This is a genomic window from Streptomyces sp. NPDC026538 (assembly GCF_055567535.1).
In genome coordinates, this window is sequence record NZ_JBVHQG010000004.1 from 481,397 (window position 1) to 506,131 (window position 24,735).

Below are 24,735 nucleotides of genomic sequence, written 5' to 3' on the forward strand. Positions count from 1 at the left end.
TCCTGGATCGACGCGTGCGCCATCGCGCAACTGGATGACGGTCATCATACACCCGCGCCTCGCAGACGTGCCGGGGGCATTCGTTTGACATTCAGGATGACCGGCGTAATCCTGAATCTGGATGTCAATCATCAGCCAGATTGGAGCTGGACTCATGTCCCAGACCTATGACCCACGTCGCACGGCTGTTCTGCTGATCGACCCCTACAACGACTTCCTGTCCGAAGGCGGCCAGATCTGGCCGCGCCTGGAGTCCATGGCGCACGAGATCGGCCTGCTGGACCACCTGCGCTCCGTGGTCGGCTCCGCCCGTGCGGCGGGCGTACGCGTGGTGTTCGTCCCGCACCGGCGCTGGGAGCCGGGTGACTACGAGACGTGGGAGCACCCCAACCCCACCCAGCGCAGCATCATGGAGCGGCACAGCTTCGCCCGCGGTACCTGGGGCGGGGAGTTCCACCCCGACTTCCAGCCGCACGCCGGCGACGTCGTGATCGCGGAGCACTGGGCGCAGAGCGGGTTCGCCAACACCGACCTGGACTTCCAGCTCAAGCAGCACGGCATCACCCACGTCGTGCTGGTCGGACTCCTGGCGAACACCTGCATCGAGTCCACCGGCCGGTTCGCCATGGAGCTCGGCTATCACGTGACGCTGGTGCGCGACGCCACCGCCGCCTTCGAGCCCGCGATGATGCACGCCGCGCACGAGCTGAACGGCCCCACCTACGCCCACGCCATCACCACCGCGGACGAACTCACCGCCGCGTTCGAGGGAGCGCACGCATGACCCTGACCGGAGACCTGCTGATCGGCGCGGCCCGGGTGCCCGCCACCGCCGGGACCATGAAGGCGCTCAACCCCGCCACCGGGGAGTTCCTCGAGCCGGAGTTCGCCTTCGGCGGCACGGCCGAGGTCGACCGCGCGGTCCGCCTCGCGGACGACGCCTTCGACAGCTACAGCCACACCTCACTCGCCGAGCGGGCCGCGTTCCTCGACCTCGTCGCGGACGGGCTGGAGGCGGTCAAGGACGAGCTCGCCGCCCGTACCGCGCTGGAGACCGGCCTGCCGGCCGCCCAGCTGGAAGGCGAGGCGGCGCGGACCGCCGGCGTGTTCCGCAAGTTCGCCGACGTCGTCCGCGCGGGCCGCTTCCTCCAGGCGGCCGTCGACACCGCGCAGCCGGACCGCCGGCCCGCGCCGCGCATGGACCACCGGCTGCAGAAGGTGGCCCTGGGACCGGTGGTGATCTTCGGCGCCAGCAACTTCCCCATCTCCTACTCCGTGGTGGGCGGCGACACCGCCTCCGCTCTCGCCGCCGGCTGTCCCGTCGTCGTCAAGGCCCACAACGCGCACCCCGGTGCCTCCGAGATCCAGGGCCGGGTCATACAGCGGGCGGTCGCCGCGGCGGGACTGCACGAAGGGGTCTTCTCCCTGGTCCGCGGCGCCGGCAACGAGATCGGCGAGGCGCTGGTCGACCATCCGCTGGTCCGGGCGGTCACCTTCACCGGCTCCGAGGGCGGCGGCATGGCCCTCCACCGCCGGGCCCAGCGGCGTCCCGACCCCATCCCCGTGTTCACCGAGATGACCAGCGTCAACCCGACCTTCGTCCTGCCCGCGGCACTGGCGGCCCGCGGCGCGGAGATCGGCGCAGGCCTGGCGCAGCGCGCCATGTACAACGTCGGGCAGGCCTGCCTGAAGCCGGCCGTCCTCCTCGCCGTCGACGGGCCCGGCTTCCGGGAACTGCGGGACGCCGCGACCGCCGAGGTGTGGAAGGCGGCCGCACGGACCATGCTCACGCCCGGCATCCACGACTCCTACACCCGCAACGCGCGGCGCTTGGAGGACGGCGGCGCCACCCTGATCGGCACCGGAACGGAACCGGCCCGCGCCGGGGAGGGCCAGTCCCTGCTGTACGAGGTCACCGGTGAGCGACTGCTGGCCGAACCCGCCCTGCGCGAGGAGGTCTTCGGCCCGGCGGTCCTGTTGGTGAGGCTGACCGGTGCGGAGCAGTTGTTCGAGGTGGCCCGCGCCTTCCGGGGACAGCTCTCGGCCACCCTGCACGCCGATACCGCCGACCGCGCGGCGGCCGAACGGCTCCTGCCGATCCTGGAGCGGCGCACCGGCCGCATCGTGTTCAACGCCTTCTCGATCCCGCAGGAGGTCTCCCACGCCGCCACCCATGGCGGCCCGTTCCCGGCGACCTCCGACAGCCGGTTCACCTCGGTGGGCATGGGCGCGGTCGAGCGGTTCGTCCGTCCGGTGACCTACCAGAACTTCCCTGACGACCTCCTGCCGGAGCCACTGCGCGAGGCGAACCCGCTGCACGTCTGGCGGCTCGTCGACGGCGAACCCGGCCAGCACTGACCAACCGGACGGGCTCCGTCCGCCCTCCCCGGACGGAGCCCGTCCGTTCCCCCGGAACGAAAGGCGACCCTGCCATGTCCATATCCGACCGAACGGCGGCGGAGAACGAACGCGCGGCGCGTGACGAGGTCCGCGAGAGGCTGCTCGGCGCCTGGCGACTCGTGTCGTACACCGCCACGAGCACCGACGGGGAGGTCATCAGCCCGCTCGGCCCCACGCCGTACGGCTTGATCGTCTACACCCCCCAGGGATACATGTCCGCCCAGCTGGGCCGCGGCGACCGGCCGCCCCTGCGGTCGGCACGCCTTGAGGACGCGGCGGCGGACGAGCTGGCCCGGGCGGCGGCCGGCTACCTCGCCTACGGCGGCCCGTTCGAGGTCGTCGGTCCGGCCACCGTCGAGCACCACGTCACGACCAGCCTCTTCCCGAACTGGATCGGACGGTCCCAGGTCCGGCGGGTGAGCTTCGACGGCCCGCTCCTCGCCCTCCGTGTCGCCACCCCCACCCGCTTGTGGGGCGCGGACCGCACGGCCGAACTCACGTGGAGCAGACTGGCCTGAGGCGGGCCGGCCAACGGGCACCGCGCGCCGTGCAGCGACAGGCGCGGTGCGGGGGTATGGGGCCGCATGCACCCAAAGCACTGGAAAAGGCGATGCGGAACAGGCGTGCGCGAGTCGGCGGCCACTGCCGGGCCGGTACCCCCTGTGGCACGCGCGGGCCTGCCCAATACCCGCACGGCGCGGGGGCGATGACCGGACCGGGCCGGCCGGAGGGTGCTTGCCCGCCGGTTCTTCGGGTACGGCGTTTGCATAGGTGATACCTGCAATGGCAGCGGGATTCGGAAAGCGATGCCTCCGTGACTGGTCTCAGTGGCTCCAGAGACGAACGATCAGGCCGACCGCGCGACGGTCCGCTCCCCCTCGCCTCGGCACTGGCCGAGGCGGTGGACTGTCTGACCCACCTGTGGTCGGACGCCGCGCAGAGTACGGAGCTGCGCCTGTCGCCGCACCAGCTGCGGGCACTGCGGATCCTGGAGGAGGAGCCGGGCCTCAACCTCACCGCCCTGGCGGTGGGCATGGAGATCGGGCTGCCGACCGCCAGCCGGCTGTGCGGCCGGCTGGAAGCGGCCGGTCTGCTGGAGCGCGTGCTGCATCCGCGCAAACGGCGTGAGGTTCGACTGCTCCTGACACGGCAAGGCCACCGGGTACTGGACGAGATGGCCTCGCACAGAGCCCGCGCCCTGGCCGTCGTGCTCGGGTCCATGGAGCCGGCCGCGCGGGAGGCCCTCCGGCAAGGGCTCCAGGGCTTTCTGGCCGCCGCCCAGGACCGCACGGGGCACGATCGGCACGACAGCGACCTCTGACCGGACCCGGCGCGTCGGCCCCGACGGCGGTACCGGCCTGGACCGGCGGCCGTACCGGCCGGGACCGCGGAAGGAGGGCGTCTGCCGTGCGGCCGGGGCGCGTCGGCGCACGGCGTCTGCCGTGCCGTCGGGCCGCGTCGGCGCACGGCGTCTGCCATGCGGCCGGGGCGCGTCGGCGCACGGCGTCTACCGGCGGTCGGGGGGCGCCGGCGCAGCGGGCCCTCCGTCGCCGGCCGGTCCCGCCGGGCGTTCGCGCGGCACAGGAGCGGGCGGGAACCCGCCTCCCGGGTCACGCCGGGCGGGGGCGCCCGCGCCAGTCCAGACAGACGGCCAGGGCGTCGTCCTCGGCCCTGACGGCCTCACCCCGGTGGCTTGCCAGTTCGCGCAGGATGGCGCGGGGCACCTCGGCGGCGGGCAGCAGCCGGGTGGAGTGGATGGCCCGGGCCAGCGCCCGTTCCCCGTATGCCTCGCCCTTCGGGGAGTACACCGCGTGGACGCCGTCGCTGACGAAGACGAGCCGGTCTCCGGGCTCGACCTCGAATTCCTGCGCCACGTAGTCCGTCTCCTCGAACATGCCCAGGGGCAGTTGTGCCTCGAAGGGGACGCGTTCGACAGTCCCGCCGCGCAGCCGCAGGAGCTGCGGCGAGCCCGCGTCCACGACACTCACCCGCCCGGTGTCCAGGTCGAAGTCGAACATGAGGACGGACAGATAGCGGTGGCCCCGGTAGTGGGCGTAGACGGCCTGGTCGGCCAGGGCGGCCTGGTCGGCGATGGAGATTCCGGCGCGGCGCGCGTTGCGCAGGGCGTTGATGGCGAGGCTGGTCAGCAGAGCCGCCTCTATGCCCTCGCCCATGCCGTTGGTGACGTACAGCATCAGACGGTCGGCGGTGGCGGACCAGTCGAAGTTGTCCCCGAAGACGGCGTAGGCGGGCTCCAGCTGGCCGCCCAGGTCGTACTCGGGCCGGGTGCAGGAGCGACCGGGCAGCAACTGCCACTGCATCTCGGCCGCCAGGGTGAGCCGGTCCTTGCGCCGGGCCTGGAGATACAGGTCCGTGTCGCGCTCGGCCACGAGCACCTCGTGGGCCAGGACATCGGCGATCTCGGCCAGTTCGGACACGTACCCGCGTGCCGCCTCGCCGGCGGGCAGCGTCACGGACAGCACGCCGAGCCGGTCGCCGCGCACGCTGACCGGCAGGTGGACGCGCATCCGCCGGTCCTGGCCCTCCTCGCAGTAGGGCTCCTGCGAACCGAAGGCCCGCCCGGCCGGGCTGCCGTGCACCGGCACCGGCACCAGGTTGTGCGGCCGCACCGACACCGGCTGCAGTGCTGTCAGGCCGTAGTCGGCCATGAAGAGCTCGACGGCCTCAGCGCCGTACTGCTCGGTCAGCACGACGCGGACGGCGTCGAGCAACGCGTGGGGAGCCGCTGTGCGCAGGGCACGCTCAGCGGTCTGGAATCTGTTCACAATGAGGAATGCACCATTCTTTCTCCCGGCCACGTGCGGGCCCGGCCGAGTGGGCGGGGCTTCGCGAGAGCCGCGTCGGTCGTTCCGAGGGGGGTCCGTGTGGGGTGGGGCTCCTAGTAGGCTGAAAGGTGCCCCAGTGCCTGCGAGAGTGTGATCGTGACTGCCTTCCGCCGCCGCCCAGAGCCCGATGAGGTCGCACGCGTGACCACCAAGGCCGTTGAGCTGTTGGAAGTTGTGTGGGGCCGTGCCTCGACCGCGCCTACCTCTGCCTCCCAGTTGCGGGTGCTGCACATCCTCGAGCACCACGACGGCATCAATCTGCGCACTCTCGCCGAGTCCCTCGCCTCCACTCCTCCGTCCACGAGCCGGCTGTGCGACCGGCTACAGGCCGCGGGATTCATCGAGCGCATGGTGGGCGCGGAGGACCGACGCGAGGTACGGCTGCATCTCAGCGGCCGGGGGCGCTCCTTCCTGGCCGATCTGCGTGCCCGCCGGGAGAGCGAGCTCCAGAAGGTGCTGGCGGACATGCCCGCCGCCAAGCGTGTCGCCCTGCTGGAGGGGCTTGAGGCGTTCTGCGCCACCGCGGCGACGCAGATACCCGACGAGGCCCCGGAGTCCGACAGCCGGACCGCCTGAACAACCCGTACGGCACCGGTGCCGCCACCGCTCCCTGACGATGGCGACCGGCATGGGGGGCGGCCCCCGTCCACCGGAACATTCCAGGTCCTTCCCCGTGTACGTCCGACTCGGCTACTCTGTTGCTTCATGGCTATTATTGTCAAACGACAACAGTTCCTGATGTCGCGCTTACCCTGTCCGACTACCCCCGTTCCGATGCGATCCGCGATAACCGTGCGATATGTCTCGTAAATCCCGAGACTGAACGTGATACAAGGATGGCGCGATGCCCGCGGCTCCCGAACTGAGAGCGCATATCGACCGCGACGAGCAGACCTTCGTGATCACCGTGCGCGGCGATGTCGACTACGCCGACGCCGACGGTTTCGAACAGGCCTGGGAGGCTGCCGATCGTGCGGCGATGCCCGTGACGGCGGTTGACCTGACGCAGGTCACCTTCGCCGACAGCATGCTTCTCAACGCCCTCATCGAGGCGCGTCTGCGCCATCAGGCCAGCGGGCGCGACCTGGTGCTGATCGGCCCCCTGCGGCCGGCCGTGAGCCGACTCCTGACGATCACCGGAGCCTTCCGGCTGTTCACCATCACCGAGACCGGCAGGTGACGGTCAGCGGGCCACGCGGTGCCGTGCCGCGTGCCGGAGTCTGACCGCGGCGTAGACGAGGTCGGCGAGAAGCACCACCGCACCGATGATCAGCAGGTAGAACAGCCCATGAGCGGTGAACCCGATGATGCCCAGGACGAGGGCCACGAGGATCAGAAGCAGGAACAGGCTCATCGGCTCTCCTATCGACCGTCGGCTTCGCTGGGTCAGCGGCGGGCCAGTCGGCGCTCGCCGCCGGCGCCAGGGGTGTACTCGAGTGCGTAGTGCGCGAAGACGGAAGGCTCCTGCGAGGCCGGCAGCTCGCCGTCCGTGTCGATCGCGGGGGCCTTCTTGACCGTGTCCTTGTCGTAGGCGACCTTCAGATAGCCCGGACCGACGGTCGCGTTCGCGAGCGGGACGAAGACCAGGCGCCGACGAGTGGGCAGGCCGACCGTCACGGTGGCGTAGAAGGGCTGGTCGGTCGCCGTGTCGACGTAGACCGATTCCAGGACTCCGACCTTGTGCCCGTGGGTGTCGACCACGTCGTGACCGCGCCACTCCCGGATATCGCCTGCTTCGAACATCTGACACCTCCGTAGGGACGGGTACCCCTGATCGCACGGTTGACGCCGTCGACCGGGCCGAACCACCGCGAGGGCGCGCCGTGCGTCCACGGAGTGCCGCTCCCCCGACGCCGGCAGCGCCGAGGCCCCCGTCCCGGCGGCGGCCCGTCAGCTCGGCGCCACGCGGATGCCCACGAGACAGGTGTCGTCGTCGGTGTCGGATCTGCTGTGGGTCAGCAGGCGGTCCAACTGCTGCTCCAGGGTCGGCGGAACCATGCGCGCGGTCGTCAGCATCTGCGCCAGGGACTCCTCCACGGATCGGTCACGGCGCTCGATCAGGCCGTCCGTGTACATCAACAGCGTGTCGTCGACGGCGAGTTGGACCTCGTGTTCCTGGTACCCGGCCTCGGGCACGGCACCCAGCAGCAGCCCCTGGACCAGGGGCAGCGGCTCCGCCTCACCGCCACGGACCAGCACGGGCGGCAGATGACCGGCCCGCGCCCAGCGCAGGGTGTGGCGGTCGGGGTCGTAGAGACCGCACACCGCGGTGGCCGTGACGGAACCGGTCAGATGGTGGGTCACCATGTTCAGCCAGGACAGCAGCTGCCCGGGTCCGGCGCCGGTCACGGCGAGCCCGCGCAGCGCGTTGCGCAGGACGACCATGCTGGTGGCCGCCTCGATGCCGTGCCCGGCGACATCGCCCACGCAAACCAGCACCAGCCCGGACGGCAGCACGACCGCGTCGTACCAGTCGCCGCCGACCAGGTGCTGGGTCTCCGCGGGCCGGTAGCGCACGGCCAGGTCCAGCCCGGGGACCGCCAGCGGGGCGTGGGCGGGCGGCATGATGGCGTGCTGGAGCTGGAGGGTGAGCCGGTTGCGTTCGCTGGCCTGCTGCTCGGTGTGGGCGAGCTGGTCGCGGGTCGCGGCGAGAGCGACCTCGGTCCAGTGGTGTGCGGAGATGTCCTGGTAGGCGCCGCGTACGACGTACAGCTGCCCGCCGGAGTCGAGGACCGGTTCGGCCGCCAACCGGATATGGCGGGTGACGCCGTCGGGGCGCTGCAGGCGGAAGGCAGTGGACGCGGGCCGGCGGTGGTGCAGCAGGGTGCGCAGGAAGCGGCCGATGGTGACGGCGTCGTCGGGGTGGGCATGGGCGGGCAGGTCCTCCAGCGGCACCGGGGCGTCGGAGGCGGGCTTGCCGTAGAGGTGGTAGAGCTGGCCGTTCCAGGTGATCTCGCCGGTGAGGAGGTTCTCCTCGAAGCCGCCGACACGGCCCAGCCGCTGCGCGTGCTGGAGCAGGCTGGCCAGGCGGGCGGTCTCGTCCTCGATGCGCCAGATGAGCAGGACGCAGCCGCCGTGCCGGCTGACGTTGATGTCGGCGACCGCCGCCAGCGGGACGTCGTCGACCAGGGCGGTGAGCCGCATGCGGTGGGCGCGGTAGGGCTCGCCGGTGGCGTAGACGCGCTCGATCCGCTCGAAGAGCTCGCTGTGCCCGGCGGCCATCGGATAGGTCTCCAGCAGCAGGGCGCCGTTGATGACGGCCCGTGGCCTGCCGCCGGGGTCCAGGAAGCGGCTGTTGACATGGTGGATGCGGAAGTCCACGAGGTCGCGGTCGGCGTCCAGGTGCGGAATGAGCACCAGGGCGGGGTCGTGGAGTCCGTCGGCCAGGTCCATCAGCTCGGTGACGCCGGGCAGGACGGGCCGGCCGGTGTCGCCGTGGGCCTGGTCCGGGGATCCGGTGTCCAGGGTGTGCGCGCACAGCGCGGCCAGGGCCTCGATCTGCCGGACGACCGGCGCGGGAGGCATGTCCAGCGGCACGGGCCAGACGATCTCCAGTACGCCGTGGATACGCCCGCCGGTGCCGGCCGCAACGGCGACCCGGCCGCCGTCGGGATGGTGGTGCTGGCCGATGGAGGGCAGCCCGGTCTCGGCCAGGCTGCGGATCCAGTGCCCCGAGCGCTCGGCGAGGCCGCGGCGGCCCACCGTCGCCACGCCCGGCGGTACATGCCGCCAGCGCCCGGCCTCGGCGGCGGAGAATCCGGCGTTGCCCGCCAGGGTGAGCGAGCCGTCGGCGCCCAGTGCCCAGATCGCGACCGCCTCCGCGCCCAGGGGCGCCAGCGCATGTTCCAGCAGGGACTCGGCCACGGCCTGGGTGTCCTGGGCGGCCAGCGCACCGCTCTCGGCGGCCCGCAGCCTTACGGCGGACGAGTGGCTGTCCTCGGGGTCGACCGCCTCGGCACGGACGGCGGTGGCCGCGAAGAAGGCGGCGGTCACCTCCGACATCCGGTCCCGTGCGGCCTGGTTGATGACGTCGACCGCGAACTCCAGAGGTGTCACCCCCGCCTGCTCGGCGAGTTCGGCCAGCTGCCGGGCCGCCTGCGCCGGGCCACAGCTCAGCCGTTCGACCAGGATGCCCTTGGCCAGCTCGATCAGGGCACGCCCGTCGGCCTCGGCGTGCGCCGCCCGCACCTCGCGGCGCAGCCGCTCCACGGTCGCCGCCAGTCTGCCGAGGGGGGACGACCGGCCGGGCTCGTCCGGCTCACCGGTGGCGGCTCCCCGCGTGTTCTCGACGACGCCGGGCGGCTCGACGCCCACCGGGCCGATGCCTTCCGGCATGCGTGGGTCGCCCGCCTGGTCTTCGTAACCGGGCGGTTCGGGAGGTTCGGGCGATGGGCGGAGATCACTCACGGTGGGCCTGTTTCTCGGCTGGGACGCCCCGGGGCGTTACGCGGCCTGCTGGTGGACGCCGTGGCGGTGGCGCGTTGTCACACGGCCAGCCAGCGACGGACGCGGGCGATGAGGTCGTTCGTGTCGACGGGCTTGGTGATGTAGTCGTTGGCCCCCGAGGCGAGGCTCTTCTCCTGGTCGCCCGGCATGGCCTTCGCGGTGACGGCGATGATGGGCAGCTCAGCGTACTGGGACATGGCGCGGATCTCCGCCGTGGCGGAGTAGCCGTCCATCTCCGGCATCATCACGTCCATCAGCACCAGGCAGACGTCCGGGTGGGCGAGCAGCATCTCGATGCCCTTGCGGCCGTTGTCGGCGTGCAGGACCTGGAAGCCGTGCAGTTCCAGTACGCCGCTGAGGGCGAACAGGTTGCGCGCGTCGTCGTCGACCACCAGGACCGTCCGGCCGAGGAAGGAGTCGTCCACCACCTGCGCGGCCGGGCGGTGCGGCTCCTCGGCGCGCACCAGCGACAGCACGTCACCGGGCTGTTCGGCGGACAGGTGCAGAGTGATGCGCTCGCGCAGCTCGTCCAGACTGGACAGGAAGTCCAGCGGCCGGCCGCCCGCGAGGGCACGCAGCGCCTGCTCCTGGGCCAGATCCACCCGGTGCCCGGTGTGCACCAGGACGGGCACGCTGGCCAGCGCCGAGTCGCCGCGCATGGCCTCCAGGAAGTCCGCGCCCTCCTTGCCGGGCATGCCCAGTTCCAGGACGACGCAGTGGCAGGGCTCGGCCGCCAGCGTGCTCGCCGCCTCCTGCGCCCCCACGGCGGTGATGAGGTCGATCGCCCCGTGCGGGTCGCCGGGGTCGTGCGCGAGGTCCGCCACGGCCCGCTCGGCGACCAGGGTGAGCAGACCGCGCGGGCGCTCCTCGATCACCAGGAGCCGGCGCCTGCGGTGCTCGGGGACCGGCACGGAAGCGGGCAGCGGCCGGGGCGTCGGTGCCGTCTCGGACGCGGCGACGGCGCGGGGCTGCTGCTCCACCGGCCGGGCGCCGGTCTCCAGCAGCTCCTCGAAGTCGGCGCGCGCGACGGGCAGGTACAGCGTGAACGTACTGCCCTGGCCGGGGGCGCTGTCGACGGTGACGGCGCCGCCGAGCAGATGGGCGATCTCCCGGGTGATGGACAGGCCGAGACCGGTGCCGCCGTACTTGCGGCTGGTGGTCCCGTCGGCCTGCTGGAAGGCGCCGAAAATCGTCTCCAGCTGCTGGTGGGGGATGCCGATGCCGGTGTCGACGACCCGGAAGGCCACCACCGGACCGCCGCGCAGCACCCCCGGCGGCACTTCCCGGTCGGCGGCCGGCTCGATCCGCAGCTCGACGCCGCCCTGTTCGGTGAACTTCACCGCGTTGGACAGCAGGTTGCGCAGGATCTGGCGCAGCCGGGAGTCGTCGGTGAGCAGGTCGGCGGGCGTGCCGGTCGCGGTGGCCACCGTGAACTCGAGGCTCTTCTGGGAGGTCATCGGCCGGAAGGTCGCCTCGACGTACTCCAGCAGCTGGCGCAGCGGGACCCGCTCGGGAGTCACGTCCATCTTGCCGGCCTCCACCTTGGAGAGGTCGAGGATGTCGTTGATCAGCTGCAGCAGGTCCGAGCCCGCCGAGTGGATGATGCCCGCGTACTCGACCTGCTTCGGGGTGAGGTTGCGGGAGGGGTTCTGCGCCAGCAACTGGGCCAGGATCAGCAGGCTGTTGAGCGGGGTCCGCAGCTCGTGGCTCATGTTGGCCAGGAACTCCGACTTGTACTTGGAGGCCAGCGCCAGCTGCTGCGCACGGGTCTCCAGTTCCTGCCGCGCCTGCTCGATCTGCAGGTTCTTCGCCTCGATGTCACGGTTCTGCGAGGCCAGCAGGGACGCCTTCTCCTCCAGCTCGGCGTTGGAGCGCTGCAGTTCGTCCTGCTGCACCTGCAACTCCTCCGACCTGGCCTGCAGTTCGGAGGTCAGCCGCTGGGACTCCCCCAGCAGCTCGTCGGTGCGGGCGTTGGCCACGATGGTGTTGAGGTTGACACCGATGGTCGGCATCAGCTGTGCGAGGAAGTCCTGGTGGATCTGGGTAAAGCGGGTCAGCGAGGCCAGTTCGATGACGCCGAGGACCTGCTCCTCGACCACGATGGGCAGCACGACCAGGGCGCTGGGCACGGCCTGCCCGAGTCCGGAGGAGATGGTGACGTAGCCTTCCGGCAGTTCCTCGACGGTGATGACACGCCGGTTGCGTGCGGCCTGCCCGACCAGGGAACGCCCGACCGGAATACGGGTGGGCCGCTCCGCGTCGTCCGGATAGCCGTACGAGCCGACCAAGCGCAGTTCGTGGCCGCGCTCGGTGTCCTCCGCCAGGTAGAAGGCGCTGTACTGGGCCGACACCAGCGGAGTGAGCTCGTCCATGATCAGCTCGGCGACCACGGGCAGGTCGCGGTGGCCCTGCATCAGGCCGGAGATGCGGGCGAGGTTGGTCTTGAGCCAGTCCTGTTCCTGGTTGGCCCGGGTGGTCTCGCGCAGGGACTCCACCATGGAGTTGATGTTGTCCTTGAGGTCGGCGACCTCGCCCGACGCCACCACGGTGATGGAGCGGGTCAGATCGCCCTCCGCGACGGCGCTCGTGACCTCGGCGATCGCCCGCACCTGCCGGGTGAGGTTCCCGGCCAGTTCGTTGACGTTCTCCGTCAGCCGCTTCCAGGTGCCCTCGACACCCTCCACCTCGGCCTGACCGCCCAGCCGTCCCTCGCTGCCTACCTCGCGGGCAACGCGGGTGACCTCGGCGGCGAACGACGACAGCTGGTCGACCATCGTGTTGATGGTGGTCTTCAGCTCGAGGATCTCGCCCCGGGCGTCGACGTCGATCTTCTTCGAGAGGTCGCCGTTGGCCACCGCGGTCGTCACCAGGGCGATGTTGCGCACCTGCCCGGTGAGGTTGTTGGCCATGGAGTTGACGTTGTCCGTCAGGTCCTTCCAGGTCCCCGCCACGTTCGGCACATGGGCCTGGCCGCCCAGACGGCCCTCGGTGCCCACCTCGCGCGCCACCCGGGTGACCTCGTCGGCGAACGCCGACAGCGTGTCGACCATGGTGTTGATGACGTCCGCCAGGGCGGCGACCTCGCCCTTGGCCTCCACGGTGATCTTCTGCGAGAGATCACCGCGCGCGACAGCCGTGGCGACCTGGGCGATCGACCGGACCTGCCCGGTCAGGTTGGACGCCATCACGTTGACGTTGTCCGTGAGGTCCTTCCAGGTCCCCGACACGCCCCGCACGATCGCCTGGCCGCCGAGGTTGCCCTCGGTGCCGACCTCGCGGGCGACGCGAGTGACCTCGTCGGCGAAGGCGGACAGCTGGTCGACCATCGTGTTGATGGTGTTCTTCAACTCAAGGATCTCGCCCCGGGCGTCCACGGTGATCTTCTGGGACAGATCGCCCTGCGCCACCGCGGTGGCCACCTGGGCGACGTTGCGGACCTGCGCGGTGAGGTTGCCCCCCATGAAGTTCACGGAGTCGGTCAGGTCGCGCCAGGTGCCCTTGACCCCCTTGACGTCCGCCTGTCCGCCGAGCCGGCCTTCGGTGCCGACCTCGCGGGCGACGCGAGTGACCTCGTCGGCGAAGGCGGACAGCTGGTCGACCATCGTGTTGATGGTGTTCTTCAGTTCCAGGATCTCGCCCCGGGCGTCCACGGTGATCTTCTGGGACAGATCGCCCTGCGCCACCGCGGTCGTCACCTGGGCGACGTTGCGGACCTGGGAGGTGAGGTTCCCGGCCATGAAGTTGACCGAATCGGTCAGGTCACGCCAGACGCCGCCGACTCCGGGCACCTGCGCCTGGCCGCCCAGCCGGCCCTCGCTGCCCACCTCGCGCGCCACCCGGGTGACCTCGTCGGCGAAGGCGGACAGCTGGTCGACCATCGTGTTGACGGTCTCCTTCAGCTGGAGGATCTCCCCGCGCGCGGGCACGTCGATCTTCTGGGACAGATCGCCTCTGGCCACCGCCGTGGCCACCTGGGCGATGTCACGGACCTGCGTGGTCAGATTGCCCGCCATGGCGTTGACCGAGTCGGTCAGATCCGCCCAGGTGCCGGAGACCCCGGGGACCTGCGCCTGGCCGCCCAGCGTGCCCTCGGTGCCCACCTCGCGTGCCACCCGCGTCACTTCCGAGGTGAACAGGGACAGTTGGTCGACCATGCCGTTGAAGACCGTGGCGATGTCGCCGAGCAGTCCCTGTCCGTCGGAGGGCAGCCGGGTGCCGAAGTCACCGTCCCGTACCGCCGTCAGGCCGGCCAGCAGCTGCCGCAGCTCCTGCTCGCCCGGCCCTTGGACCTGGGCGTCCACCGACATGCCGCTCATGCACACCCTCGTTCCGCTCCCCAGAGTCCCCACCCCGAGGACCCGGAACCTCGCCGGAGCCGTAGAGCTCCGCCCACCAGCGGCGATTCCGCGTTCGGCGGACTCGGCCGTTGAGAAAATCCGTCGCAGATTAACTCAGTTGTCGGCCGACAACCAAAGCCGGGCGCGGATATCGCGGCGCACCGAAAACTGGGGCTGGAAAGAGGGCATGCCGAAGCCGGTCCGGGGTACCCCACAAAGTTTCACCGAAGGTAGGCCCGCGGCGGGACGCCCGTCTCGTCTCACGCGGCGATGGCGTCCCGCACGGTCGGGTGGCAGGTGGCGAGGGTGTCGAGTCCCACCAGCCGCACGGTGCGCAGCACGGAGTCCCGGACCCCCGCGAGACGCAGCCATCCCCGCGCGGCCCGAGTCACCTGGTGGGCGGCGATCAGGGCGTTGATCCCGCTGGAATCCATGAACGTGACCCCGCTCAGATCGACGACCACCCGAGAGCCGGCGGTGGGGTCCACCGGAGGCATGGCCCGGGTCAGGGCACCCACACTCTCGTAGTCGATCTCGCCGCACAGGCCGAGCACGGTGATGCCGTCGACCTCGGTCCGGGTGACGGACAATTCGCCGCGGTCCATCGCTTTTTGTTCGTCTGCCACGTGTGTCCTCCGCACCCTCGGTCCGGTCCGCGTCACCTTTCTGCAGCCTACGTGCCCAGGGATGCGCGGTGCGATGCACGGGACGGGGCATCCGAATCCGGGCGGCGCGGGAGTAACACGGCTGATCGCCGGGTAGACGCGCGCTCATGAACGGGGTATCGCCGATCGTCGGCAGGAAATCTGTCCCGCCTGAGGAGTGTTCCCGGATGGCGGATGCCGCACCTGCCGATGTCACCATCGCCTTGGACGGGGCGGACGGCTGTATCGCCGACGCACGGAACCAGACGTCGGACTTCCTGACGCGGGCCGAGTCCGCGTCGGGACTGCCGGTGCCGGCCCGCACCCGGGAGCTGGCGCAACTGGTGGTCAGCGAGCTCGTCACCAACGCACTGAAGTACGCGCCCGGACCGGTACTGCTGCGCCTGAGTGCCGCCGACGGCCTGGTGGAGATCGAGGTGTGGGACACCGATCCGACCCTTCCGCTGGCCCGGGCGGCCGACGCCGGACGGGTGGGCCAGCACGGTCTGGAGATCGTCCTGGCGGTGGTGCGGGACTTCGAGGCCCGACGGGAGCCCGTGGGCAAGCGCATCGTCGCCCGGATGGCGTTGTTCGAGTGATCGCCGCAGTCCGGTGCGACGGTCCGAGCGGTGCAGTCGTCGGTCATCGGGTCGGCCGCAGCGCGCACCGCACCCGTTCGGCGTAACGTGAGGCGCTGGGGCGGCTTCGAGCCACGCAGGGCGCCGATGCCGTGCGGCGGCCCGCCGGTCCCCGTGGCCTGCACCTCTCACGAGTCAGGAGCGCACCATGGCGACACCCGTCCGCCGGCCCGCGGGCCGCGGCTCCGCCGCCCGGCGTACCGCCGTCGGGCTCGTCACCACCTTGGCCGCCGTCGGCGCGTGCAGCGCGCCGGCCGCCGGGGAGGAAGCCCACCGCGTGTCCGCCACCGCCTGCGCCGACAAGGTCTATACGGGAATGACCCAGGCGCAGCGGGTCGGCCAGCTGTTCATGGGCGGGGTCGCCGCCGCCCGCCCCAGCACCACGGACCTGCGTACCCTGCGCATCTACCATGTCGGGTCCGTCATGCTGACCGGGCGCAGCACCGCCGGCACCACGGCGACGAAGAAGGTCGTCGACGGGGTGCGTGCGCAGGCCGACACGGTCGCCGGCCACCGGGTCGGGCTGATCGTGTCCACCGACCAGGAGGGCGGCCAGGTCCAGGTGCTCAGCGGCGCCGGCTTCTCCGTCATACCGAACGCCCTCACCCAGGGCACCTGGAGCACGACGACACTGCGCGCCCGTGCCGGGACCTGGGCCAAGCAGCTCAAGGCGGCGGGTCTCGACCTGAATCTCGCCCCGGTCGCCGACGTGGTGCCCGCGAGTCTCGGCACCCGCAACGCTCCCATCGGCCGCTACTACCGCGAGTACGGCCACACTCCCGCCGTCGTGACCTCGCACACCGGCGCCTTCGCCGCGGGCTTCCGCGCGGCCGGGGTCATGACCACCTTCAAGCACTTCCCGGGGCTGGGCCAGGTCACCGGGAACACCGACACCACCGCGAACGTCGTCGACTCCGTGACCACCGCCTCCAGTTCGAGCCTCCAGCCGTTCCGCAGCGGGATCGCTGCCGGCACGCCGTTCATGATGGTCTCCTCGGCGAAGTACACCAAGATCGACTCGAAGCACCTGGCCGTGTTCTCCCCGACCGTCATCAACTCGCTGCTGCGCACCAAGTTCGGCTTCAAGGGAGTCGTCATCTCCGACGACATCGGCCAGGCGGTCGCGGTGCGCGCCTACACCCCGGCCCAGCGGGCAGTGAACTTCCTGACCGCCGGCGGCGACATGATCCTCACGGTCAAGGCGTCGACCGTGCCGGCGATGGTGCAGGGCGTGCAGGCGCGGATGGCGACGGACGCCTCCTTCCGCGCCAAGGTCGCCGCCTCCGTGCACCGGATCCTCACGGCCAAGGCCACGGCAGGCCGGCTCACCTGCAGCTGAGCCCCGCCCCGTCCGCCCGTCCGCCCGCCCGCCGCACACAGCCAGGCGTATTTACTTATGGCTGGTTGAGCAGTCCAGACTGATAAACCTAGTATTAGTACATGTGAAGACAGACATAGTCTCCGACGCCGGCGGTACACGCGATCCGAGCGACCCCTCCCTGCTCGCCGCGGAGCTCCGGCTCGCGGTGGGTCGTATGACGCGGCGGCTGCGACAGGCCCATGCGGTGGGGGACGTGTCCCTCTCGGGCGTCTCGGTGCTCGCGCGGCTCGCCGCCGATGGCCCCGAGTCCCCCACGTCCCTCGCCGAGACGGAGCGGGTGCGGCCGCAGGCCATGGCGACCACCCTCGCCCAGCTCGAACAGCGCGGTTGGGTCCGCCGTACCCCCGACGCCACGGACGGGCGGCGGAGCATCGCGGCCGTCACCGACGAGGGGCGGGCCATGCTCGCCGAGCGGCGCTCCGAATCGGTGCGGCGGCTCGCCGACGTCCTCGACACGTTCTCCGCCGAGGAGCGCGAGACGCTCGGGGCGGCCGTGCCGCTCCTCGCCCGGCTGGCGGAGCAGCTGTGAGCGGGCGGGGCTGGACCGGCTCCCTGCGCTCGGCCCGTCACAAGGACACCCCTCCCGGGCCCGGCTACAAGTGGGTCGCGCTCTCCAACACCACACTCGGTGTGCTGATCGCCACGATGGACGCGTCGATCGTGATCATCTCGCTGCCGGCGATCTTCCGCGGCATCGGCCTCGACCCGCTCGCGCCCGGCAACATCGGCTATCTGCTCTGGATGATCCTGGGCTACCTGCTGGTCTCCGCGGTCCTGGTGGTCGTGCTCGGACGGCTCGGCGACATGTTCGGGCGGGTGAAGATCTACAACCTCGGGTTCCTGATCTTCGCCTGCGCCTCGGTCGCGCTGTCGCTCGATCCGTTCCGTGCGGGGGCGGGCGCGATGTGGCTGATCCTGTGGCGGATCGTGCAGGCCTTCGGCGGGTCGATGCTCACCGCCAACTCGGCCGCCATCCTGACCGACGCCTTCCCCACCCGGCAGCGCGGCATGGCGCTCGGCATCAACCAGATCACCGCGCTGGCGGGCCAGTTCCTCGGTCTGCTCGCGGGCGGTCTGCTCGCCGTCGTCGACTGGCGTGCCGTGTTCTGGGTGAGCGTCCCGGTCAGCATCACCGGCACGATCTGGTCTTACCTGAGTCTGCGCGAGACCTCGACGGGCCGGCCCGGCCGGATCGACTGGCTGGGCAACATCACCTTCGCGGCGGGCGCCGGGATCCTGCTGGCCGGGATCACGTACGGGATCCAGCCGTACGGCGACAGTGCCACCGGCTGGGGGAACCCGTGGGTGCTGACCGGCCTGATCGGTGGCGTCGGTCTGCTGCTGGCCTTCTGCGTCATCGAGACACGGGTCGCCGAGCCCATGTTCAACCTGGCGCTCTTCAAGAACAGGGCGTTCGCGGCGGGCAACGTGGCCGCCCTGCTGACCTCGATCGCGCGCGGTGGCCTGCAGTTCATGCTCATCATCTGGCTACAGGGCATCTGGCTGCCGCTGCACGGCTACGACTTCGAGGACACCCCGCTGTGGGCCGGCATCTTCATGCTTCCGCTCACGCTCGGTTTCCTCGTCGCGGGCCCGGTCTCCGGCTACCTGTCGGACCGGTTCGGCGCCCGGTTCTTCTCCACCGCCGGCCTGGTGGTCGTCATGCTGTCCTTCCTCGGCCTGCTCGCGCTGCCCGTCGACTTCGACTACGGGCTGTTCGCGGCGCTGCTGCTGCTCAACGGGCTCGGCCAGGGCATGTTCTCGGCGCCGAACACGTCCTCGATCATGGGCAGTGTCCCGGCCGAGTACCGGGGGGTCGCCTCGGGCATGCGCTCGACCTTCCAGAACTCCGGTACGGCGCTGTCCATCGGCGTCTTCTTCTCGCTGATGGTCTCCGGCCTCGCCTCCTCGCTCCCGGGCACCCTGAAGAGCGGGCTCATGGCGCACGGCGTGCCGGCCGCGTCCGCCGCGCACGCCGCCTCACTGCCGCCGGTGAGCACGCTGTTCGCGACGTTCCTCGGCAACAACCCGATCGAGCACCTGCTCTCCGCCGAGGGCGTACTGGACCATGTGACCAGCGCCCAGCGGTCCGTCCTGACCGGCCACACCTTCTTCCCGCAGCTGGTCTCCGGTCCGTTCCACCACGGCCTGGCCATCGTGTTCGGCGTGGCCGCGGGCATGGCCCTGGTCTCCGCCGTGGCCTCCGCCCTGCGCGGCGGCCACCGGCCCGACCTGGACCGCCAGGACCGTCCGGAGCCGAAGGACCAGCCGCCGGTGCGGACGGCAGAGCCCCGGCACAACGCTCCGTCCTGAAACACACGGGTGCCCCGGCGGAGGTCCGCCGGGGCACCCGTGTTCCGCTCAGGGAGCGACGGTCACGGGTAGGAGGCGAGGTTGGCCACGTTGGTCGAGGAGTTCGACGGGCCTCCGGTGTTGTTGATGACGTGGCTGATGGTGCCGGTGCCGCCGAGGGAGACCGTCACCATGCTGGTGAAGCGGACGCCCGAGTTGTTCGGCGCCTCGACGGCGTGCGCCGCGACCACGCTCGGGTTGACGTTGAAGTAGCAGTAGCTGCCGAGGCCGTACACCTGGTGGCTGGTGACCGAGTCGGCGACCTTGTAGGCCGCGTAGCCCTGGGTCGAGCCGTTCATCCAGGCCGCCTGGTTGGGCGGGTCGTACGGCATCTCGTTCTGGTAGAAGTACGTCCGGCCGCCGTTGCCGTTCCAGACGGTCTGGTACTTCTGGAAGTGCTCGACGAACAGGCCGTACATCGTCACGTTGTCACCGTTGACGACCAGGCCGGTGTCGGCGGTGTTGCTGGTCCAGCCGACTCCGCTGCCGTGGTCGGCGCGCCAGATCCACATGTGGTCGCCGATCACGTTGTCGCTGTTGACGACCAGGCTGGTGGTGGCCTTGCCGACGCCCGCGCCGCCGACCCGGAAGTACACGTCGTGCAGCGAGGTCGGGTCGGCCGCGTGCGAGGCCGAGGAGTTGCTCGGGCCGACCTCGACCAGGGTGGAGGAGTTGGTGGTGCCGGCGTCGAAGAGCAGGCCCGCGATCTGGACCCCGTCGACGTCCGCGACCTTCATGGCGGTGACGCCGTTGTCGGGGACGAAGGTGGCGAGGCCGAGGCCGAGGACGACGGTGTCGGCGCGGTTGATCTGCAGGGTCTGGTCGAGGTGGTAGACACCCGGGGTGACCAGGAGGTTCTTCCCCGCCGTCAGGGCCGCGTTGATCTGGGAGGCGGTGGCGCCCGGCTTCACGATGTAGAAGCTGTCCAGTGAGAGCGACGAACCGGCCGCCGAGCCCGAACTCCAGCTGGTACCCGAGGAGTTGGAGCGCGTCGACGGCACGAACACCTGGTAGTTGCCGGAGCCGTCGACGTACAGGAACGGCTTCTCACGGGTCACCGGGCTCTGCGCGACCGTGGTGTCCGGCGGGCTGGGGAACGTGGTGGACGGCACGCCCGTGCTGCCCACGAAGACCATGTTCCAGTTGGAGCCGGTCCAACTGCCGAGCTGCGAGTTGCGGGTCAGCCACTGCTGCTGGCTGCCGGAGTTGACCTGCCCGTCGATCTTGCTGTCGGCGATCAGGCCGCCGCTGGACCAGCCGCCGTCGTCCAGGGCGAGGTTGCCGCGCAGATGCATCCGGCGGTAGGCGGAGGCCTGCGAGACCGCCCAGCGGTCGGAGCCACCGGTCGGGGTGACGGAGAGGTTCTCCGCGCCGCGCCAGAAGTTCTGGGTGGCGTTGCCCTGGAACCAGTCGGCCTCGGCGTGCACCGCGCCGTTGATGTTGACCGCGTCCGGGGTCAGGCCGAGGCCGAGGACCTGGGTGTAGAACCCGACGTTGACGTCCGCGCTGTAGGTGCCCGGCTTGAACATCACGGCGTAGCGCTGGGAGCCGAACTGGTTCGTCTCCTGCTGCTGGAAGATCGAGTTGAGGCGGCTCTGGATGGTCGACGCCGACATCGACGGGTCGAAGACGACCACGTTCGGGCCGAGGTCGGGGTCGCCGGTGGACGGCGGCGTCACGGCGGTCACCTGGAAGCGCTGGGCCGCGGTGTTGTTGCAGGTGTACTGGACCAGCTGCACGCTGTCCGCGGTCGAGGCGGCCGGGTCGTCGAGGCACTTGCCGCTGTTGCGGTTGACGAAGTGGTAGGCGCCGCCGCCCTCGTCGACCGGCAGCCACTGCTGGTTGGCCCCGCCGCCGTAGGCCCACAGCTGGGTCAGGGCGTTGTCGGCGGTGGAGACGTCGGTGACGTCGACCACCTGGCTGGTGTTGTTGCCGTTGTTGATCCGGACGTAGCCGCCGCTGGTGGCGGTGAAACTCCACTGCTGGGCGGTGGTGTTGTTGCAGGTGTACTGCTGGACGGCGGTGCCGTTCGCGGTGGCGGCCGACCTGGCGTCCAGGCACTTGCCACTGGCGGCGTTGGTGAGGGTGGCGAAGCCGGTGGGCAGGGCGGTGGCGGCCGCCTGCGCGGACGGGGCGGCGGTCAGCAGGGACGCTCCGAGAACGGCCAGCACTGCGGCGCTCGTCGGTCTGCGGCGCCAGGAAAGGCGAAGCACTGGATCTCCTAGTCCGAGGTGTGGGGGGTCAGCCGGTGTAGCCGGCGAAGACGCGCGTGTAGTCCCAGTTGGACTGGCTCACGCCCGAGCAGCTGTCGGCGGAGCCGCCGGTGCAGGGCCGGTCGCGGTTGGCGGACCAGAAGGTGAGCCGGGCCAGGTGGTGCTGCTGCGCGTAGGCGAGGATGGTCCGGAAGTCGGCGACCGTCACGGTCTCGCTGTTGTCGGTGATGCCGTTCATGGACGAGATGCCCATGTCCCGGTAGGCCTGGTCGTCGCTGTAGTGGTACGCGTTCTTCAGCGCGTTCTTGAGTCCCTCGGCCGCCTGGGTGGTGAGGTTCCCCATGTTCTGGCCCGCGCCGCCGAAGTCGAACGGCATGATCGCCCAGGCGTCGACGGTCAGCCCGGAGGACGCGGCCCGGTTGATCAGGCTGGTGTCGGGGCCGCTCTGGCCGGTGCCGATGGTGATGTACACCTTCAGACCGGAGTTGTTGGCCTTCACCGTCTTCAGCGCGTCCACGACCCGCTGCTGCACGGTCCCGTTGCTGTAGGCGTCGGCCTCCAGGTCGATGTCGATGGCCTTGAGACCGCCGTAGGCGTTGATGACCTTCTGGTAGGCCGCCGCCAGTTCGCCCGCGCTGGAGCAGGAGCTCTCCAGCTTGTTGCCGCTGTAGCCGCCGAAGGACGGGATGATGTCACCGCCGTTGGCGCGCACGGTGTTGACGGTCTGCTGGTCGACACCGCCGGTCAGCGCCCGGCTGCCGTCCCACTGCGGGTTGCAGTAGCCGTTGCTGAGGACGAACGCGAGCGTGTAGTATTTCACGCCGGTCGCGTTGGTGATCGTGGTCGGGCTCGGCGGGTCGCCCCAGCCGTTGTAGAGGTAGGGCGCCACGGCCATCGGCGAGGACGGGGTGGTGCCACCGCCGCCGGCCGCGGGCGCGGTCCACTTCTGGTTGGCGGTGCCGGCGCACGTCCAGATCTGGGCGCGGGTGCCGTTCGCCGAGGAGTTGCCGGTGGCGTCCAGGCACTTGTTCGCCTGCGGGTTGACGATGTCGTGGGCGGAGCTGACGGTCCACTGCTGGTTGGCGCCGCCGGAACAGGTCCACAGCTGGGCCTTGGCGCCGTCGGCGGTCGAGTTGCCGGTCACGTCGAGACACTTGCCGAGGGCGCGTATGGTGCCGTCGCTGCCGACGGTCCACTGCTGGGCCGCGGTGCCGTTGCAGTCGTAGAGCTGGACGGCCGTGCCGTCGGCGGAGCTGGCGCCGGCCACGTCGAGGCACTTGCCGCCGAGGCCGGTGATGGTGCCGGTGGCGGCCTGTGCGGGGGAGGCGGCGAACAGGCCTGCGGAGAGGGTCAGGGCGGCTAGGGCGGCAGCCGTGGGGAGAGGTCTGGCCATTGCGGGGGGTTGGCCTTTCACGCGGGGGGATGCAGCACGGTTTGTGCCCAACACCCGTGTTGTCATCGGGCGTTGAGCACATCCGTGAGGCTTTGTTTAAGGCGTGAAGCTAAAGGTCCGGACCAGTGTCGTCAAGGGGGGGAGCGCTCCCTTCCCGGAATCACAGGAAAACGTGACGGTGAAGTGAACTCCGCCGTCAGGGCGTCGGCGCCGCCGCGAACTGGGTGCGGTGCAGTTCGGCGTAGCGTCCGTCCGCCACCAGGAGTTCCTCGTGGGTGCCGCGCTCCACGATGTGGCCGGCCTCGACCACCAGGATCTGGTCGGCGGCCCGGATCGTGGACAGCCGGTGGGCGATGACCACGGCCGTGCGCCCCTCCAGCGCCTCGGTGAGGGCCTCCTGGACGGCCGCCTCCGAGGTGTTGTCCAGGTGGGCGGTGGCCTCGTCGAGGATGACCACGCGCTGCCGGGCCAGCAGCAGCCGGGCGATGGTCATGCGCTGCCGCTCGCCGCCGGAGAGCCGGTAGCCGCGCTCGCCGACCACCGTGTCCAGGCCGTCGGGCAGCGACCGTACGACCTCGTCGAGACGGGCTCGGCCGAGGGCGACCCACAACTCCTCGTCGGTGGCCGCCGGCCGGGCGAGCAGCAGGTTGGCGCGGACGCTGTCGTGGAAGAGGTGGCCGTCCTGGGTGACCATGCCGAGGGTGGCCCGCAGGGAGCCCGCGGTCAGGTCGCGGACGTCGGTGCCGCCGATGCGCACGGCGCCCGCGTCGACGTCGTACAGGCGCGGCAGCAGCTGGGCGATGGTGGACTTGCCGGCGCCGGAGGAGCCGACCAGGGCGACGGTCTGCCCGGGTTCGGCGCGGAAGGAGATGCCGTGCAGGACCTCGGCGCCGCCGCGGCTGTCCAGGGTCGCAACCTCTTCGAGTGAGGCGAGGGAGACCTGGTCGGCGGCCGGGTAGGCGAAGCGGACGTCCTCGAACTCGACGGCCACCGGGCCCTCGGGCACCTCGCGGGCGTCGGGTTTCTCCTCGATCAGGGGCAACAGGTCGAGGACTTCGAAGACCCGCTCGAAGCTGACCAGCGCGCTCATCACCTCGACGCGGGCGCCGGCGAGGGAGGTGAGCGGGGCGTAGAGCCGGGTCAGGAGGAGGGCGAGGGAGACGACCGCGCCCGGCTCCAGGGTGCCGCGCAGCGCGAACCAGCCGCCGAGGCCGTAGACCAGGGCGAGCGCCAGCGAGGAGACCAGGGTGAGGGCGGTCATGAACACCGACTGGGCGGTGGCGGTGCGCACCCCGATGTCCCGGACCCGGGCGGCACGCGCCGTGAACTCCGCCGACTCCTCCTCGGGCCGCCCGAAGAGCTTGATCAGGGTGGCGCCGGGCGCGGAGAAGCGCTCGGTCATCCGGGTGCCCATGGCCGCGTTCAGCGCGGCGGCCTCGCGCTGCATCCGGGCCATCCGGCCGCCCATCCGGCGGGCGGGCACCACGAACAGCGGCAGCAGCACCAGGGCGAGCAGGGTGATCTGCCAGGACAGGGTGAGCATGACCGCGAGGGTGAGCACCAGCGTGACCAGGTTGCTGACCACGCCGGAGAGGGTGTTGGCGAAGGCGCGCTGGGCGCCGATCACGTCGTTGTTGAGACGACTGACCAGCGCTCCCGTACGAGTACGCGTGAAGAACGCGACGGGCATGCGCTGCACATGATCGAACACAGCCGTTCGCAGGTCGAGGATGAGTCCCTCCCCGAGCGTCGCCGAGAGGCGCCGCCCGAGCACCCCGAGCGCCGCCTCCGCGACCGCGACGCCCGCGATCAGCAGCGACAGCCGTACGACCGTGCCGGTGTCGTGCCCCGACACGATCGCGTCGACGACATGGCCGGCCAGCACCGGGGTCGCGACGGCGAGCAGGGCGGTGACCACCCCGAGCAGGACGAAACGGACTATGCCGCCCCGGTGCGGGCGGGCGAAGGCGGCGATACGACGCAGCGTGGCCCGGTCGAACGGGCGGCGCTCCTGCTCGGCGGTCATCACGCTGTGCAGTTGCGTCCAGGCGGTGGTCTCCATACTCATGGGAGAGAACGTACGAC

At 70.9% G+C, this 24,735-nt stretch carries 19 protein-coding genes; 10 read left to right on the forward strand and 9 right to left on the reverse strand.

Translation table 11 applies throughout. From position 1 onward, the window contains the following. Nucleotides 1-154: 154 nt before the first annotated feature. From ACZ4N4_RS19170 to ACZ4N4_RS19185, 4 genes are all read left to right on the forward strand, one after another. Nucleotides 155-784 carry a cysteine hydrolase family protein gene (locus tag ACZ4N4_RS19170; RefSeq protein WP_467590094.1) on the forward strand — a complete coding sequence of 210 codons (630 nt, stop codon included), beginning with the start codon at nt 155-157 and terminating at the stop codon, nt 782-784. Beyond that, complete coding sequence (locus ACZ4N4_RS19175; protein WP_467590097.1) at nt 781-2,358, forward strand: aldehyde dehydrogenase (NADP(+)); 1,578 nt, start codon at nt 781-783, stop codon at nt 2,356-2,358. Before ACZ4N4_RS19170 ends, ACZ4N4_RS19175 begins: the two co-directional genes overlap by 4 nt. Nucleotides 2,359-2,432: 74 nt before the next feature. Next, nucleotides 2,433-2,918: a lipocalin-like domain-containing protein gene (locus tag ACZ4N4_RS19180; RefSeq protein WP_467590100.1), complete on the forward strand. Its 486-nt coding sequence runs from the start codon at nt 2,433-2,435 to the stop codon at nt 2,916-2,918. Between the two features lie 296 nt (nt 2,919-3,214). After that, complete coding sequence (locus tag ACZ4N4_RS19185) at nt 3,215-3,721, forward strand: MarR family winged helix-turn-helix transcriptional regulator (protein ID WP_467590103.1); 507 nt, start codon at nt 3,215-3,217, stop codon at nt 3,719-3,721. A gap of 289 nt (nt 3,722-4,010) precedes the next feature. Here the strand turns inward: ACZ4N4_RS19185 and ACZ4N4_RS19190 are convergent, their stop codons facing one another. Next, entirely contained in the window at nt 4,011-5,186 is a 1,176-nt protein-coding gene (locus tag ACZ4N4_RS19190) for a PP2C family protein-serine/threonine phosphatase (RefSeq protein ID WP_467590106.1), read from the reverse strand. Nucleotides 5,187-5,387: 201 nt separating this feature from the next. Between ACZ4N4_RS19190 and ACZ4N4_RS19195 the strand changes: the two genes are divergently transcribed. After that, entirely contained in the window at nt 5,388-5,822 is a 435-nt protein-coding gene (locus tag ACZ4N4_RS19195; RefSeq protein WP_351703529.1) for a MarR family transcriptional regulator, read from the forward strand. Between the two features lie 268 nt (nt 5,823-6,090). Continuing rightward, complete coding sequence (locus ACZ4N4_RS19200; protein ID WP_453568052.1) at nt 6,091-6,426, forward strand: STAS domain-containing protein; 336 nt, start codon at nt 6,091-6,093, stop codon at nt 6,424-6,426. Between the two features lie 3 nt (nt 6,427-6,429). On the opposite strand, the gene ACZ4N4_RS19205 is transcribed toward ACZ4N4_RS19200, so the two are convergent. The 5 genes from ACZ4N4_RS19205 to ACZ4N4_RS19225 form a co-directional block, all read right to left on the reverse strand. Further along, nucleotides 6,430-6,600, reverse strand: coding sequence for a hypothetical protein (locus ACZ4N4_RS19205; protein WP_453568050.1), 171 nt, complete (start codon nt 6,598-6,600; stop codon nt 6,430-6,432). Nucleotides 6,601-6,632: 32 nt separating this feature from the next. Beyond that, nucleotides 6,633-6,989: a PRC-barrel domain-containing protein gene (locus ACZ4N4_RS19210; protein ID WP_467590111.1), complete on the reverse strand. Its 357-nt coding sequence runs from the start codon at nt 6,987-6,989 to the stop codon at nt 6,633-6,635. A 147-nt stretch (nt 6,990-7,136) separates the two neighbouring features. Then, the gene (locus ACZ4N4_RS19215; RefSeq protein ID WP_467590114.1) at nt 7,137-9,581 is read right to left on the reverse strand and encodes a SpoIIE family protein phosphatase; all 2,445 of its coding nucleotides are present in this window, start codon (nt 9,579-9,581) and stop codon (nt 7,137-7,139) included. A gap of 149 nt (nt 9,582-9,730) precedes the next feature. Continuing rightward, on the reverse strand, nt 9,731-14,008 hold the full coding sequence (locus ACZ4N4_RS19220) for a HAMP domain-containing protein (RefSeq protein ID WP_467590116.1): 4,278 nt from the start codon (nt 14,006-14,008) through the stop codon (nt 9,731-9,733). Nucleotides 14,009-14,289: 281 nt separating this feature from the next. Next, a complete protein-coding gene (locus ACZ4N4_RS19225; protein ID WP_467590119.1) occupies nt 14,290-14,655 on the reverse strand; it encodes an STAS domain-containing protein in 366 nt (121 codons plus the stop codon). A 206-nt stretch (nt 14,656-14,861) separates the two neighbouring features. On the opposite strand from ACZ4N4_RS19225, the gene ACZ4N4_RS19230 reads away from it, so the two are divergent. The 4 genes from ACZ4N4_RS19230 (at nt 14,862) to ACZ4N4_RS19245 (ending at nt 19,005) form a co-directional block, all read left to right on the forward strand. Next, a complete protein-coding gene (locus ACZ4N4_RS19230; RefSeq protein ID WP_467590121.1) occupies nt 14,862-15,272 on the forward strand; it encodes an ATP-binding protein in 411 nt (136 codons plus the stop codon). Nucleotides 15,273-15,459: 187 nt separating this feature from the next. Beyond that, nucleotides 15,460-16,650: a glycoside hydrolase family 3 N-terminal domain-containing protein gene (locus tag ACZ4N4_RS19235; RefSeq protein ID WP_467590124.1), complete on the forward strand. Its 1,191-nt coding sequence runs from the start codon at nt 15,460-15,462 to the stop codon at nt 16,648-16,650. 103 nt (nt 16,651-16,753) lie between these two features. Beyond that, entirely contained in the window at nt 16,754-17,221 is a 468-nt protein-coding gene (locus tag ACZ4N4_RS19240) for a MarR family winged helix-turn-helix transcriptional regulator (protein WP_467590127.1), read from the forward strand. Nucleotides 17,222-17,337: 116 nt separating this feature from the next. Further along, entirely contained in the window at nt 17,338-19,005 is a 1,668-nt protein-coding gene (locus tag ACZ4N4_RS19245; protein ID WP_467590650.1) for an MFS transporter, read from the forward strand. Nucleotides 19,006-19,067: 62 nt separating this feature from the next. On the opposite strand, the gene ACZ4N4_RS19250 is transcribed toward ACZ4N4_RS19245, so the two are convergent. From ACZ4N4_RS19250 to ACZ4N4_RS19260, 3 genes are all read right to left on the reverse strand, one after another. Continuing rightward, the gene (locus tag ACZ4N4_RS19250) at nt 19,068-21,257 is read right to left on the reverse strand and encodes an RICIN domain-containing protein (RefSeq protein ID WP_467590130.1); all 2,190 of its coding nucleotides are present in this window, start codon (nt 21,255-21,257) and stop codon (nt 19,068-19,070) included. Between the two features lie 28 nt (nt 21,258-21,285). Then, nucleotides 21,286-22,650 (reverse strand): lectin, encoded by a 1,365-nt coding sequence (locus tag ACZ4N4_RS19255; protein WP_453568036.1) that lies wholly within the window; start codon nt 22,648-22,650, stop codon nt 21,286-21,288. A gap of 196 nt (nt 22,651-22,846) precedes the next feature. Next, nucleotides 22,847-24,712: an ABC transporter ATP-binding protein gene (locus ACZ4N4_RS19260; RefSeq protein ID WP_467590653.1), complete on the reverse strand. Its 1,866-nt coding sequence runs from the start codon at nt 24,710-24,712 to the stop codon at nt 22,847-22,849. Between the last annotated feature and the right edge of the window lie 23 nt (nt 24,713-24,735).